This is a genomic window from Streptomyces sp. NPDC102402 (assembly GCF_044765765.1).
Lineage (GTDB): Bacteria > Actinomycetota > Actinomycetes > Streptomycetales > Streptomycetaceae > Streptomyces.
Window position 1 is genome coordinate 163,200 of sequence record NZ_JBIWKR010000005.1, and the last position, 15,163, is coordinate 178,362.

Annotated in this window: 12 protein-coding genes; 11 read left to right on the forward strand and 1 reads right to left on the reverse strand. The window is 70.4% G+C overall.

Translation table 11 applies throughout. The features are described 5' to 3' along the window. The first annotated feature begins 288 nt into the window (after window positions 1-288). Window positions 289-2,280, forward strand: a complete 1,992-nt coding sequence (locus tag ACIRJR_RS17345; protein ID WP_403780772.1) for a HEAT repeat domain-containing protein — start codon at window positions 289-291, stop codon at window positions 2,278-2,280. A 21-nt stretch (window positions 2,281-2,301) separates the two neighbouring features. Here the strand turns inward: ACIRJR_RS17345 and ACIRJR_RS17350 are convergent, their stop codons facing one another. Beyond that, window positions 2,302-2,874, reverse strand: a complete 573-nt coding sequence (locus ACIRJR_RS17350) for an adenylosuccinate lyase (protein ID WP_403780775.1) — start codon at window positions 2,872-2,874, stop codon at window positions 2,302-2,304. A gap of 346 nt (window positions 2,875-3,220) precedes the next feature. On the opposite strand from ACIRJR_RS17350, the gene ACIRJR_RS17355 reads away from it, so the two are divergent. The 10 genes from ACIRJR_RS17355 to pssA all read left to right on the forward strand — a co-directional run bounded on the left by ACIRJR_RS17355 (window position 3,221) and on the right by pssA (window position 14,998). Beyond that, window positions 3,221-5,002, forward strand: a complete 1,782-nt coding sequence (locus ACIRJR_RS17355; protein WP_403780778.1) for a 3-hydroxyacyl-CoA dehydrogenase family protein — start codon at window positions 3,221-3,223, stop codon at window positions 5,000-5,002. 139 nt (window positions 5,003-5,141) lie between these two features. Continuing rightward, entirely contained in the window at window positions 5,142-5,957 is an 816-nt protein-coding gene (locus ACIRJR_RS17360; protein WP_403780781.1) for a TetR family transcriptional regulator, read from the forward strand. Between the two features lie 149 nt (window positions 5,958-6,106). Beyond that, window positions 6,107-6,892, forward strand: coding sequence for a GNAT family N-acetyltransferase (locus tag ACIRJR_RS17365; RefSeq protein ID WP_403780784.1), 786 nt, complete (start codon window positions 6,107-6,109; stop codon window positions 6,890-6,892). Between the two features lie 365 nt (window positions 6,893-7,257). Beyond that, window positions 7,258-8,595: a crotonyl-CoA carboxylase/reductase gene (gene ccrA / locus ACIRJR_RS17370; protein WP_403780787.1), complete on the forward strand. Its 1,338-nt coding sequence runs from the start codon at window positions 7,258-7,260 to the stop codon at window positions 8,593-8,595. Between the two features lie 8 nt (window positions 8,596-8,603). After that, entirely contained in the window at window positions 8,604-10,616 is a 2,013-nt protein-coding gene (locus tag ACIRJR_RS17375; RefSeq protein WP_403780790.1) for a protein meaA, read from the forward strand. Further along, on the forward strand, window positions 10,613-11,590 hold the full coding sequence (locus tag ACIRJR_RS17380; RefSeq protein WP_403780793.1) for an HpcH/HpaI aldolase/citrate lyase family protein: 978 nt from the start codon (window positions 10,613-10,615) through the stop codon (window positions 11,588-11,590). Before ACIRJR_RS17375 ends, ACIRJR_RS17380 begins: the two co-directional genes overlap by 4 nt. Before the next feature lies 1 nt (window position 11,591). After that, entirely contained in the window at window positions 11,592-12,119 is a 528-nt protein-coding gene (locus ACIRJR_RS17385; RefSeq protein WP_403780796.1) for a MaoC family dehydratase, read from the forward strand. Window positions 12,120-12,121: 2 nt separating this feature from the next. Beyond that, window positions 12,122-13,327 (forward strand): acyl-CoA dehydrogenase family protein, encoded by a 1,206-nt coding sequence (locus tag ACIRJR_RS17390; protein ID WP_403704260.1) that lies wholly within the window; start codon window positions 12,122-12,124, stop codon window positions 13,325-13,327. Window positions 13,328-13,509: 182 nt separating this feature from the next. Further along, window positions 13,510-14,157, forward strand: coding sequence for a phosphatidylserine decarboxylase (locus tag ACIRJR_RS17395; RefSeq protein ID WP_014153043.1), 648 nt, complete (start codon window positions 13,510-13,512; stop codon window positions 14,155-14,157). Then, entirely contained in the window at window positions 14,144-14,998 is an 855-nt protein-coding gene (gene pssA, locus ACIRJR_RS17400) for a CDP-diacylglycerol--serine O-phosphatidyltransferase (RefSeq protein ID WP_103514475.1), read from the forward strand. The genes ACIRJR_RS17395 and pssA overlap by 14 nt, the downstream gene beginning before the upstream one ends. Window positions 14,999-15,163: the final 165 nt, after the last annotated feature.

The following is a 15,163-nucleotide window of genomic DNA, read 5'->3' on the forward strand; positions in this document are numbered from 1 at the left end:
GACCACGCATCCCATTCCCGCGTACGCCCCCGGCCCGCTCATACGCCCGGAGCGCACGGGCACCGGGCGCACTCCCGGCCGAGGTGACGGCACGTGCCCGTGCGGACGGTCTCGTGAGGATGTCCCTGTGGGACCTCGAGGACACCGCCCGGGCCCGCCGCTTTACGGTCCCGGAGGTCAGGTACATGCGCGATCCGACGCGCCGCCCGAGCGGTTCGCCTTCGGCACACGGCGCGTTCACGGGTCCGGCCGCGACGCCGGCCGCCCGCCCCGCGTAGGGTCACCCGCATGTGGGGGGAACGGGACACGGTCGGCTGGGCCACGCTCAGGCACAACTACGGATCCGCGAAGGACGTGCCCGGCCTGTTGCGCCGGTGCGCGGGCCCGGATCCGCGCGACGCGGAGCGGGCGGCGGACGAGCTTCTCAACAACCTCTTCCACCAGGGCGGCTGGATCTGCTCCGCCGCCACGGCCGCGCTGCCGTATCTGCTGCGCCTGGCCGCTACGCCGGATGTGCCGAGCCGTCGGACGTTGCTGGGCATCGTGTCGAGGCTGGTGTCGGAGGTCGGGCGGGTCGCCGAGGAGCGGCTGGATCCCGGCTGGCCGGCGGCATGGGAGCGCGCGCTGCCGGAGGTACTCGCGCTGCTCGACGCCGCGGACCCGGCGGTGCGGCGGGACGCGGCCGACGTCATCGGTTCCTGCCGGAGTCCCGGAGAGCTCACGCTGCCGGCGCTGCTCCGCCGCTGGGAGGTGGAGGACGACGCGGCGACGCGTCTCGACCTGGTCCTCGCACTCGGACGCGCGGCGCTGCAGGAGCCGTCGGGCGAACACGGCGCCGAGGCCCGTGCGGTGCTCCGCGGGCTGCTCGACGCCCCCGAGGCGCAGACACGTCTTGCGGCGGTGCACGCGATCGCCCCTGCCGACCCCGGCCTTCCGGCACAGCGGATCGACATCCTGCTGGAAGCGGTGCGCGACCCGGACGTCGAGCTGTGGCAGCACACCAGCACGGTGGAGTCCGGTGTTCAGGGTGTGCAGCACTGGACGGCCGCCCTGCTCACCGGCCCCTCCCCGTCGTTCACGCTCGGCCTGCTGGACGACCACCCCGACGTCGAACAGCGCGTCGGCGGGCTGGCCCGTGCGGGCGGGCTGTTGGCCCGGTGGCGCTCGCCGGCCACCGCGCTTCTTCCGCGCCTGGCCGCCCGGCTGGACGATCCCGCCGCCGAGGTCCGCTTCCGGGCGGCCGAACTGCTGGCCTGCCTGGGGCCGGTGGCATCGCCGTACGCCGATGACGTCGCCGCGCTGCTCGGTGACACCGGCGTCCGGGACACACGCCGACGGGAGACCGTCGCCGAGGCCGCCGTATGGGCGCTGGCGCGGATGAACGACCCTCGCTGCGTGCCGGGGCTGATCGAAGCGGGGGCCAGGCCACAGTCCGGTTTCGCGTCGAACTCCGCCCACTACCCGTCCGCCGACTGGCATTACCCGGTCCTCCCCGCGCTCCATGAGGTCGTCGGCCACCTCCCCGACCACGCCGAGCCGCTCCTCCCGATGATCCGCGGCCGGCTCGACGCCGCCGCGGAGATCCACATACTCCGTTCGTACTGCGACGTGCTCGCGGACTGGGGCCCGGCAGCGGAGCCGGCGGTTCCCGAACTGCTAGGCCTGCTGGAGGACGACCGGGCCTGGACCGCGGCGGCGACGGCACTGGCCGGGATCGGAACACCGGGCAGGGTGGCACGGGAAGTCCTGTCGGCCCGTTCGCGGCCCGGCGACGCACACGCGGAACTCGCTGCCTGGGCCTGCTGGAAGGTCGGTGGCGAACCCGGTCCGGTCCTCGAAGCGCTGGACCGGACCCTCACCGCCGACGGCTTCCCCCGCCCCGCCCTACGCATACTCGCCGACCTGGGCGCGCACGCCGCACGCTACGCGGACCCGCTGAGGACGATGACCGCGGACACCGGGGCCTGGGCCCGTGTCGAAGCGGCGCACGCCCTGTGGGCGGTGACCGGTGACACCGAAAACACCGTCCCGGCGCTGACGACCACCGTGCGAGGGCTGGCCGAGGGTGCCTCCCGGCCGGTCGTGCTCCCTGCCCTGCGCCACCTGGCACGGATCGGCCCCGCCGCCCGGCCCGCCGCCCAGCTCCTGCGCGAGGTGCCGGCCCGTGACCAGCGGCTCGGCAGCGGCGGCGGCTGGCGGGGGTTCCTGGAGGACGAATCCGTCCGCGCCGCGGTCGAGGAGCTGCTGGCAGCGTGCGACGTGGAGGAACTCGCACCCTGAGGGCCGTCCGGCGCCCGCCCCTCACCCCGTCGGCAGCCGCCTGAGCGCCTCCGCCGCCGCCGTGCCGAGGCGCGGGTGCGGCAGGGCGGCTTCCAGGACCGGACGGGCCCTGCCGTCGCCCAGGGTGCCCAGCCCCTCGACGCAGGCGAGCGCGACGCGCCAGTGCGGCTCACCGGGGATCAGCAGCCGGTGCAGGGTGCTGACCAGAGCGGGTACCGCCTCGGGGGCGCGCAGGGCGGTGAGCAGACGCACCGGGTGCAGGGCGTAGGCCGTCCGCAGGCTGTTCGTGGCGAGCGCCGCCGCCGCGCGGGGTGTCCGGGGGTCACCGAGCAGCCGCAGGGCGTGCGCGGCCGAGACGCAGCGTTCGGGATCGCGATGGTTGAGCAGGAGCACCAGTGCCTCGAAGGCCCGGCTGTCTCCCTTGCAGCCGAGCCGGAACGCCGCGATCTCGCGGGCCCACAGCGGGCGTTCGCGCTCGACGAGCACTCCGGCCAGTTCCTCGTCGTCCTCGGTGGCGAGCAGGCGGCGGAAGGCCTCCGACCCACCCGCCTCGCCCTCGAGCCGGTCCGTCAGCGAGCGGAACTCCTCATTCATGACGGTGAGTTTATCCCTGCGCACGTTCCGTGTTCATGGAACTGTGTGCCAGCGCACAGACAGCCAGGGCTGGCGCGCTCGTTACTCGCCGGTTAATCTCAAGTGAGCGGGACACACTCCCCGCCGGCTCCGGTGGCCTGGTGACGCAGCCACCCGGAGTGCTTGTCGGTTCGGCAGTTGTGGACGCGGCCCGGGACAGGGCCCGTCACCTTTCACCCGGTGTGCCGTGCGCACCCGGGATCGTGCACCACGACACGCAATGTCCGCGCACAGAGCGCCGGTTGGGATTTCGGCCCCGCGCGCCGCCGTGCTCCTCCTCAGTCGTCACTCACCCTGGAGTCCCGTGATGGACACCCCGCTCACCACCATTGCCGTCGTCGGCCTCGGCACCATGGGAACCGGCATCGCCGAGGTCCTGGCCCGTGCCGGCCGCGAGGTCATCGGCATCGACGTCAGCGAAGCCGCCGCCCGTCAGGCCGTCGCCTCCCTGGAGGCCTCCACCGCGCGTGCCGTGCTCCGTGAGCGCATCACAGAGCAGGAGCGGCACGACGTCCTCGCCCGGTTCCGCACCTTCTCCGACCTGCAGGCCGCCGCCGACGCGGAGCTGGTCATCGAGGTCGTGCCGGAGACGTACGAGATCAAGCAGCAGGTCTTCCGCGAGCTCGACGCGGTCGTCTCCCCCACCGCGATCCTCGCGACGGGGACGAACGCCCTGTCGGTGACCCGGCTGGCCGCCGAGTCGAAGCACCCCGAGCGGGTCCTCGGCCTGCACTTCTTCAACCCGGCCCCCGCCATGAAGCTCGTCGAGGTGGTCTCGTCCGTCCTGACCGCCCCGCCGGCCGTGGAGAGCGTGACCCGGCTCGCCCGCGAGCTCGGCAAGGAGCCGGTCGCGGTCGGCGACCGTCCGGGTTTCGTCGCGGACGGCCTGCTGTTCGGCTACCTCAACCAGGCCGCGGCGATGTACGAGGCGAACTACGCCTCCCGTGAGGACATCGACGCCGCCATGAAGCTGGGCTGCGGGCTGCCGATGGGCCCCCTGGCACTGCTCGACCTGATCGGGATCGACACGGCCCGCACGGTCCTGGAAGCCATGTACACGGCGTCCCGCGACCGGCTGCACGCCCCGGCCCCGGTGCTCGGGCAGCTCAGCGAGGCCGGGCTGACCGGCCGCAAGGCGGGCCGCGGCTTCTACACCTACGACGCCCCCGGCGGCCAGGACGTGGTGCCGGACGCCCTGACCCCCGCGGAGAGCGCGGGCGCGGTGGCCGGACGCGAGGTCTCCTCGGTCGGTGTGGCCGGCTCGGGGACGATGGCGTCAGGCATCGCGGAGGTCTTCGCGAAGGCCGGCTACTCCGTGGTCCTCGCCGCGCGCAGTCAGGAGAAGGCGGACACGGCCAAGGCCCGGATCGCCAAGTCCCTGGGGCGTTCCGTCTCGAAGGGGCGGATGACGGAGGAAGCCCGGGACGAGACGCTCGCCCGGATCACCCCCGCGGGCACGCTGGACTCCTTCGCCGATGTCGATCTCGCGGTCGAGGCGGTCGCTGAGGACCTGGAGATCAAGCGGGAGCTCTTCACGACGCTGGACAAGGTCTGCAAGCCGGGCGCGGTGCTCGCGACGACCACCTCGTCGCTGCCGGTCGTGGCGGTCGCACGGGTGACCTCGCGCCCCGAGGACGTCATCGGGATGCACTTCTTCAACCCGGCCCCCGCCATGAAGCTGGTCGAGGTGGTCCGCACGGTGCTGACCGCCGACGACGTGCACGCCACCGTCCGTGAGGTCTGCCTCAAGGTGCGCAAGCACCCGGTGGACTGCGGTGACCGGGCCGGGTTCATCGTGAACGCGCTGCTGTTCCCGTACCTCAACAACGCGATCAAGATGGTCGAGGAGCACTACGCGACGCTCGACGACATCGACGCGGCGATGAAGCTCGGCGGCGGCTACCCCATGGGACCGTTCGAACTCCTGGACGTCGTCGGCCTGGACGTGTCGCTCGCCATCGAGAAGGTCCTGCACAGCGAGTTCCGCGACCCGGGCCTCGCCCCGGCGCCGCTGCTCGAGCATCTGGTGGCCGCGGGCTGCCTCGGCCGCAAGACGGGGCGCGGATTCCGCGAGTATGCCCGCCGCTGAGCGGTCGGCGGCAGGCGACGCCAGGTCGCCTGCCGCCGGCCCCTCCGGGCCGGGGGCCCGGTGGGGCGGGTTGCTCGGACCCCCGGGTGACCAGCCCCCGCAGGCGCACTCCGCCGCACCGATGGGTTACGTTCACCTCATGTCCCAACCCGCCAAGTCCCCCCGCTCCTCCGCCGCGACGGACGCCCCGGAGAGTGCCGCGAGCACCCGGGCCGCCGCGCAACGGCTCAAAATGCGCCGCGAGCTGGCCGCGGCGGCGATGGAACTCTTCGCCACGAAGGGGTACGAGGCGACGACGGTCGACGAGATCGCGGGGGCCGCCGGGGTCGCCCGGCGCACGTTCTTCCGCCACTTCCGCTCCAAGGAAGAGGCCATCTTCCCGGACCACGACGACACCCTCGTCAGGGCCGAGGCCGTCCTCAACGCCGCTCCCGCGCACGAGCACCCGCTCGACACCGTGTGCCGCGGCATCAAGGAGGTCATGAAGATGTACGCGGCGAAGCCCGCGGTCTCCGTGGCGCGCTACAAACTGACCCGTGAGGTGCCCACGCTCCGCGAGGCGGAGATCGCCTCGGTGGCCCGCTACGAGCGGCTGTTCACGCGCTATCTGCTGGGCCACTTCGACGAGCGCGACCACCACGTCGGCAACGACGACCCGCTGCTGGCCGAGGTGGCCGCGTCCGCCGTGGTGACCGCGCACAACCATGTGCTGCGACGCTGGCTGCGCGCGGACGGCCAGGGCGACGTCGAGACACAGCTCGACCACGCCTTCGCGATCGTGCGGGAGACCTTCGGCACGGGGATCGGCGCCGGCAGGACCGTGGGCGGCGACACCGGGAGGGCGCCCGCGGCGTCGGCGTCCAGGGAGGGCGAGGTGCTGGTCGCCGTGGCACGTACGGACGCGCCGCTCGACGAGGTCATGCGCACGATCCAGCAGGCCCTCAAGGAGGCCTGAGCCCGGTCCGGGCCGTCTCCCGGCCGTCGGCGGGCCGCACGTCCGCTCCCGCGTACCAGGGCGGTGGCGCGGCGCCTCGCTCCACGCGGTGAGACCGGCGGGAGGAAACCCGGTGGTCGGGGCGGTGGCCGGCGTGCTCGGATGCGTGCATGGAATCCGACGAGATGCTGGCCCTCTTCGATCACGAGATGCGCGAACACGCCCGCCCCGAAGGTCCCGGCGTACGGGTCGAGCGCCGCCCCGACGTCGTCCGCCAGGTCGGCGCCGCCGACGACTGGAACGGGGTCGTCTGGACGGCTCCGGACCTCGATGCCGTACGGGCCGAAGCGGTGATCGCGGAGCAGGTGGAGCACTACACCGCCCTCGGGCACGACGAGTTCGAGTGGAAGCTGTACTCCCACGACCGGCCGGCCGACCTCGGCGGGAGGCTGCTGGCCGCGGGTTTCGCGGCGGAGCCGCCGGAGACCCTGTTCGTCGCCCCGGCCGCCGGCCTGGCCACCCCCGTGGAACTCCCGGCCGGCACGGAGCTCAGGGCGGTGTCCGACGCGGCGGGGGTGGAGCTGATGGTCCGGGCGCACGAGCTGGCCTTCGGCACCGACGGTTCACGGCTGCGCCATCAGGCCCTGGCCCGCCTGACCGACGACACCTTCCTCGCGGTCGTGGTCCTCGCGGACGGCGAGCCCGTGAGCGCGGCCCGGATGGAGCTCCACCCGGGCACCGGCTTCGCGAGCCTCTGGGGCGGCGGTACGGCGCCCGAGTGGCAGCGCAGGGGCATCTACCGGGCACTGATCGCCCACCGGGCCCGTGTCGCCGCCGAGCGCGGCTACCTCTTCCTCCAGGTCGACGCGACGGATCGGTCCGCCCCGATCCTGCGGCGGCTCGGCTTCACGGCGCTGAGCACGACGACGCCGTACGTGTACCGCACCGCGCCGTAGCGCGCACAAAAGAGGGAGCACTGGGGCATACCACCCATGATGTTGCTCATGCGTGCCTACGAGATGACAACTGAGAGAAATTGTTGGCACTGGGTGCCTTGCCACCTGTCACGGAGTGCCATACGTTGAAGGCGTCCGGGCGGCCGGCGTGCAGAGATCTCTCGTACGCCGGCTGTCCCCGCAGACCACGTGTCAGCGCGCCCGGACGCCTGCGTCACAGGCAAACCCTTCTGCTCCACCGAGCAGGCACACAGCACCGCCCGCCGAACCGACGGCACACCTCCACACCGCACCGCTCCCCTGACCACAGGGGTCCTCCGGCGTTTCCCTCGACGCCGGAGACCCGATCTGCCGGAGGCATCACCGTGAAGGAAATCCTGGACGCGATCCAGTCGCAGGACAGCACCGCCGCCGACTTCGCGGCCCTGTCCATCCCCGAGTCGTATCGCGCGGTGACCGTGCACAAGGACGAGGCGGAGATGTTCGCCGGCGTCGCCAGCCGCGACAAGGACCCGCGCAAGTCCCTCCACGTGGAGGACGTGCCGGTGCCCGAGCTCGGACCGGGCGAGGCCCTGGTCGCGGTCATGGCCAGCTCGGTGAACTACAACTCCGTCTGGACCTCGATCTTCGAGCCGGTCTCGACCTTCGGCTTCCTTGAGCGCTACGGGAAGCTCAGCGACCTCAGCAAGCGCCACGACCTGCCGTACCACGTCATCGGATCCGACCTGGCGGGCGTCGTCCTGCGCACCGGGCCGGGCGTCAACGCCTGGAACCCGGGCGACGAGGTCGTCGCGCACTGCCTCTCGGTCGAGCTGGAGTCCTCCGACGGCCACAACGACACGATGCTCGACCCCGAGCAGCGCATCTGGGGCTTCGAGACCAACTTCGGCGGCCTCGCCGAGATCGCGCTGGTCAAGTCGAACCAGCTGATGCCCAAGCCGAAGCACCTCAGCTGGGAGGAGGCCGCGTCCCCCGGCCTGGTCAACTCCACCGCCTACCGCCAGCTCGTCTCGCGCAACGGTGCGGGCATGAAGCAGGGCGACAACGTCCTGATCTGGGGCGCGAGCGGCGGCCTCGGCTCCTATGCGACGCAGTTCGCGCTGGCCGGCGGCGCCAACCCGATCTGCGTCGTCTCCAGCGACAAGAAGGCGGAGATCTGCCGGAAGATGGGCGCGACCGCGATCATCGACCGCAACGCCGAGGGCTTCAGGTTCTGGAAGGACGAGCACAACCAGGACCCGCGCGAGTGGAAGCGCTTCGGCAAGCGCATCCGTGAGCTGACCGGCGGCGAGGACGTGGACATCGTCTTCGAGCACCCGGGCCGTGAGACCTTCGGCGCGAGCGTGTACGTGACCCGCAAGGGCGGCACCATCGTGACCTGCGCCTCGACCTCGGGCTACAACCACGAGTACGACAACCGCTACCTGTGGATGTCGCTCAAGCGGATCATCGGCTCGCACTTCGCCAACTACCGCGAGGCGTGGGAGGCCAACCGCCTGATCGCCAAGGGCAAGATCCACCCGACGCTCTCCAAGGTCTACTCCCTGGAGGACACCGGCCAGGCCGCGTACGACGTGCACCGCAACCTCCACCAGGGCAAGGTCGGCGTCCTCGCGCTGGCGCCCCGCGAGGGTCTCGGCGTGCGTGACACAGAGCTCCGCGAGCAGCACATCGACGCCATCAACCGCTTCCGGAACGTCTGAGGTCCACCATGACCGATCGTCAGAAGGACCGTCCGTGGCTCATGCGGACGTACGCCGGCCATTCGACGGCCGAGGCGTCCAACGAGCTGTACCGGCGCAACCTCGCCAAGGGCCAGACGGGTCTCTCGGTCGCCTTCGATCTGCCCACGCAGACCGGGTACGACCCCGACCACGTCCTCGCCCGCGGCGAGGTGGGCCGGGTCGGCGTGCCCGTCTCGCACCTCGGTGACATGCGACGGCTGTTCCAGGACATCCCCCTGGAGCAGATGAACACCTCGATGACGATCAACGCCACCGCGATGTGGCTGCTGGCGCTCTACCAGGTGGTCGCGGAGGAGCAGGGGGCGGACCCCGACAGGCTCCAGGGCACGACGCAGAACGACATCGTGAAGGAGTACCTGTCGCGGGGGACGCACGTCTTCCCGCCGGGTCCCTCCCTGCGGCTGACGACCGACATGATCACGTACACGGTCAACCGGATCCCGAAGTGGAACCCCATCAACATCTGCAGTTACCACCTGCAGGAGGCGGGGGCCACTCCGGTCCAGGAGATCGCGTACGCCATGTCGACGGCCATCGCGGTGCTCGACGCCGTGCGCGGCTCGGGGCAGGTGCCCGAGGAGCGGTTCGGCGACGTCGTCGCCCGCATCTCCTTCTTCGTGAACGCGGGGGTCCGCTTCATCGAGGAGATGTGCAAGATGCGCGCCTTCGGCCGCATCTGGGACCAGGTCACGCGCGAGCGCTACGGCATCGCGGACCCCAGACAGCGCCGCTTCCGCTACGGCGTACAGGTCAACTCGCTGGGGCTCACGGAGGCGCAGCCGGAGAACAACGTCCAGCGCATCGTGCTGGAGATGCTGGCCGTCACCCTCTCCAAGGACGCGCGTGCCCGTGCCGTGCAGCTGCCCGCCTGGAACGAGGCGCTGGGTCTGCCGCGGCCGTGGGACCAGCAGTGGTCGCTCCGCATCCAGCAGGTGCTCGCGCACGAGAGCGATCTGCTGGAGTACGAGGACGTCTTCGCCGGTTCGCACGTCATCGAGGCCAAGGTCGACGAGCTGGTCACCGAGTCGCTGGCCGAGATCGACCGCATCCAGCAGATGGGCGGCGCGATGGCCGCCGTCGAGTCGGGCTACCTCAAGTCTGAGCTGGTCTCCTCGCACGCCGCCCGGCGGGCCCGGATCGAGGCCGGCGAGGAGAAGATCGTCGGCGTCAACATCTACGAGACGACGGAGCCCAACCCGCTGACCGCCGACCTGGACGCGGCGATCATGACGGTGGACCCCGAGAACGAGGCCCGGGTCGTCAGCGCGCTGCACGAGTGGCGCGACAACCGCGACGAGGCCCGTGCCACCGAGGCGCTGACGGCGCTGAAGAAGGCCGCGGCGGGCACCGCGAACATGATGGAGGCGACCGTCGAGTGCGCGCGTGCGGGTGTCACCACCGGTGAGTGGTCCTGGGCCCTGCGCGATGTCTTCGGCGAGTTCCGTGCGCCGACGGGCGTCTCGTCCGCGCCGGTGGCCGTCACCGCCGAGCCCGGCACCCCGCTCGCGGTGGTCCGCGAGAAGGTGTCCCGCACCGCCGGGGACATGGGCGTGGGACGGCTGCGCCTGCTGGTCGGCAAGCCGGGCCTGGACGGGCACTCCAACGGGGCCGAACAGATCGCCGTACGGGCCAGGGACGCCGGCTTCGAGGTGGTCTACCAGGGCATCAGGCTGACGCCCGAGCAGATCACGGACGCCGCGCTGGCCGAGGACGTGCACTGCGTCGGCCTGTCCATCCTGTCCGGCTCGCACGCCGAGCTGGTGCCGGACGTGCTGAACCGGCTGCGTGAGGCCGGTGCGACGGACGTCCCGGTGATCGCCGGCGGCATCATCCCGGGGGCGGACGCCCGCGCCCTCATCGAAGCCGGCGTAGCCGCCGTCTTCACTCCGAAGGACTTCGGCATCACCGAGATCATCGGCCGTATCGTCGACGAGATCCGGAAAGCGAACAAGCTCGACCCACTGGAGGTCCCCGCATGACCACGCCCAGCCCGTCGCCCGTGAACCGTCTGCGTCCGCGGCGCTCGTGTCTCGCCGTACCCGGATCGAACCCGCGCTTCCTGGAGAAGGCCCAGGGCCTCCCGGCCGACCAGGTCTTCCTGGACCTGGAGGACGCCTGCGCGCCCCTCGCCAAGGAGGGCGCCCGGCACCACATCGTCGACGCCCTCAACAACGGCGACTGGACCGGCAAGACCCGGGTCGTCCGGGTCAACGACTGGACGACGCACTGGACGTACCGCGACGTCATCACGGTCGTCGAGGGCGCGGGCCCGAACCTCGACTGCATCATGCTGCCGAAGGTCCAGGACGCGCAGCAGGTCGTCGCGCTGGACCTGCTGCTGACCCAGATCGAGAAGACGATGGGCTTCGAGGTCGGGAAGATCGGCATCGAGGCGCAGATCGAGAACGCCAAGGGCCTGGTGAACATCGACGACATCGCCGCCGCCTCGCCCCGCCTGGAGACCCTGATCTTCGGCCCGGCCGACTTCATGGCCTCGATCAACATGAAGACCCTGGTCGTCGGCCAGCAGCCGCCCGGCTACCCCGCGGACGCGTACCACTACATCCTGATGCGCATCCTGATGGCGGCCCGTACGCACGACCTCCAGGCGATCGACGGCCCGTTCCTGCAGATCCGCGACGTGGACGCGTACCGCGAGGTCGCGGGCCGTGCCGCGGCGCTGGGCTTCGACGGCAAGTGGGTGCTGCACCCCGGCCAGGTCGACGCGGCGAACGAGGTGTTCTCCCCCTCGCAGGAGGACTACGACCACGCCGAGCTCATCCTCGACGCGTACGACTGGTGCACCTCGGAGGAGGGCGGCAAGAAGGGCTCGGCGATGCTCGGCGACGAGATGATCGACGAGGCCAGCCGCAAGATGGCCCTGGTCATCGCGGGCAAGGGCCGCGCCGCCGGCATGCAGCGCACCTCCAAGTTCGAAGCCCCGGAGGCCTGACATGCAGTTCGGACGCACGTACGAGGAGTTCGAGGTCGGTGCCGTCTACAAGCACTGGCCCGGGAAGACGGTCACGGAATACGACGACCACCTCTTCTGCCTGCTGACCATGAATCACCATCCGCTGCACATGGACAGCAACTACGCCGAGAAGACGACGGACTTCAAGAAGAACGTCGTGGTGGGCAACTACATCTACTCACTGCTGCTCGGCATGTCCGTGCCGGACGTATCCGGAAAGGCGATCGCCAATCTGGAGGTGGAGTCGCTGAAGCACGTCGCGCCGACCTTCCACGGTGACACGATCTACGGCGAGACGACCGTGCTCGACAAGACGCCGTCGAGGTCCAAGAGCGACCGCGGCATCGTTTATGTGGAGACCAGGGGCTACAAGCAGGACGGCACGCTGGTCTGCGTGTTCCGCCGCAAGGTGATGGTGCCCACCGAGACGTACATCAAGGAGCGCGGCGGGGAGCAGCCCGGCCGCCCGGAGATCGTGTCCCCGTCGAGCAAGAACGCGGAGAAGTAGCCATGAGCCGACTCGCGCAGACCGCCGGTCTGACGGACGTCCAGCAGGAAATCCTCTCCACGGTCCGGGATTTCGTCGACAAGGAGATCATTCCCGTCGCGACCCAGCTGGAGCACCGCGACGAGTATCCGACGGAGATCGTCGAAGGACTCAAGGAGCTCGGCCTGTTCGGGCTGATGATCCCGGAGGAGTACGGCGGCCTGGGCGAGTCGCTCCTCACGTACGCGCTGTGCGTCGAGGAGATCGCCCGGGGCTGGATGAGCGTGTCGGGCATCATCAACACGCACTTCATCGTGGCCTACATGCTGAAGCAGCACGGGACGCAGGAGCAGAAGGACACGTTCCTGCCCCGGATGGCGCTGGGCGAGGTGCGGGGCGCGTTCTCGATGTCCGAGCCGGCCCTGGGCTCCGACGTCTCGGCGATCACGTCGAAGGGCGTGAAGGACGGGGACGAGTACGTCCTCGACGGCCAGAAGATGTGGCTGACGAACGGCGGCACGTCGACTCTGGTCGCCGTCCTCTGCAGGAGTGACGAAGGACACCCCGAGGGAACGGCCCCGCACAAGTCGATGACGACCTTCCTCGTGGAGAAGGAGGCGGGCTTCGGCGAGGTCCGCCCCGGTCTCACGATCCCGGGGAAGATCGACAAGATGGGCTACAAGGGCGTCGACACGACCGAGCTCATCATGGACGGACTGCGCATTCCGGCCAATCGCGTGCTGGGGGGCACCACCGGCCGAGGTTTTTACCAAATGATGGACGGTGTCGAGGTGGGGCGCGTCAATGTCGCCGCCCGTGGCTGCGGCGTCGCACAACGTGCATTCGAATTGGGCGTTTCGTACGCCCAGCAGCGCCAGACCTTCGGAAAGCCGATCGCCCAGCACCAGGCGATCCAGTTCAAACTGGCCGAAATGGCCACCAAGGTCGAAGCCGCCCATGCGATGATGGTGAACGCAGCACGCAAAAAGGACTCCGGGGAGCGGAACGACCTGGAGGCAGGGATGGCGAAGTACCTCGCCTCCGAGTACTGCAAGGAAGTCGTCGAGGACGCCTTCCGTATCCACGGCGGCTACGGCTTCTCCAAGGAGTACGAGATCGAGCGCCTCTACCGCGAGGCCCCGATGCTGCTGATCGGTGAAGGTACCGCCGAGATCCAGAAAATGATCATCGGTCGCCGGCTGCTCGAGGAGTACCGGCTCCAAGGCTGAAATGTCCCTTACAGGGTGATTTGGCAGCGAAGAACATCACAGCCGGTCACCTCCGTCGGGAGCCTTTCAGCTGTCCGACTCGGCTCCTGGCTTGCCCAGTTGCCGCTCGCACCCGATAGCATCGCCGGAAAGCCGCCGTCCCCCCGTTGCCAGCGCGGCATCATCCGCTACGAAGGTCATCCATGCCCGACAGCCAAATCCCTGCAACGCGCGGCGGGGTCCGCCTCGCCCGTGGAGCATCGCCGTGGCTCCTCCCGACCGTCGCCACCGCGGCACTCAGCCTCGCCCGGGCCCGCAAGTCCGGACGCTGGGCCGCCGTGGCCGTGCCCACCACCGCGCTCGCGGCGGGCATGCTGTGGTTCTTCCGTGACCCCGAGCGCGAGATCACCCAGGGTCGCGTCATCTCGCCGGCCGACGGCGTGGTGCAGAGCATCATGCCGTGGAAGGACGGGCGCACCCGCGTCGCGATCTTCATGAGCCCGCTGAACGTTCACGTCAACCGCGCCCCACTGGCCGGCACCGTGACCTCGGTGGAGCACATCCCGGGAGGGTTCGTCCCGGCGTTCAACAAGGAGAGCGAGAACAACGAGCGTGTTGTCTGGCACTTCGACACCGAGCTCGGCGACATCGAGATGGTGCAGATCGCGGGAGCGGTCGCCCGTCGGATCGTCCCCTACATCCCGCAGGGCACGAAGGTGGAGCAGGGCGAACGCATCGGTCTGATCCGCTTCGGCTCGCGCGTGGACATCTACCTTCCGGAAGGTGTCGATGTCGCGGTCGAGGTCGGGCAGGCCACCACCGCGGGGGTGACTCGAATTGACCGTAGTTGATCCTGAGACGCAGGCCGGGTGGGTCCCGGAGGCCGACGAGGAGGACGACGCCGAGGACATGCCGCTCTCCATGCGGCTGTCGATAGCGGACACCCTCACCCTCGGTAACGCCACGTGCGGATTCATGGCGGTGTACTTCACCACCACGGGCATCCTCATCCCGCACCTCACCGGCAGTGACGAGTCGGGCATGGCCCGCCACTCCGCTGCCACCGCGGTGATCCTCATGCTCATGGCGGCGGTGTTCGACCTCTTCGACGGCCTCGTGGCACGCAAGCTGCGTTCCTCGCCGATGGGTGCGGAGCTGGACAACCTCTCCGACCTCATCAGCTTCGGCCTCGCACCGGCGTACTTCGTGCTGGTGTACGGCATGGTCGCGGACGACGCACACCAGCGGGTGTCGGCGCTCGCGGCGATCGTGGTGCTGCTGGCGGTGGTGCTCAGGCTTGCGCGCTTCTCGTGCGTGACCTTGAAGGACGGCATGTTCCAGGGCATGCCGAGTCCCTTCGGAGCGCTGACGGTCGTCTCGATCGTGCTCCTGGAGCTGCCCTTCGTGCCGACGCTGCTCGCGATCATCGGAGTGGCGTGGCTGATGGTCAGCCGGGTCGAGTACCCGAAGCCGCGGGGTGTCCTCGCGGTGGCGATGCTCAGCTGGATCGTGGCCGCGATGGGGCTCCTCGCCGCGTGGGCGTTCGACGCTCCCGGCGGGCAGCTGCTCCTGCAGACCGGCTGCGCCCTTCAGGTCGTCCTGGGGGCGGTGATCCCGCTCTTCGCCACGGCACGGCGGGTGAACACCTTCCGCGACAACCGGCGCGAGGCACGGGCGGCTCAGCTCCCGTAACCACGCGTGGACAGACTGCGACGAGGGCCCGGACGCTCCCCAGCGTCCGGGCCCTCGCGCGTACGGCGACGGGACGGCCCGGTACGCCACGCGCCAGGCCCCCGGCCGCCCTGCCCCGCTCACGGCCCGCAGCGGGTGCGCGGCCGCTCGTCGCGGGGGACGCTG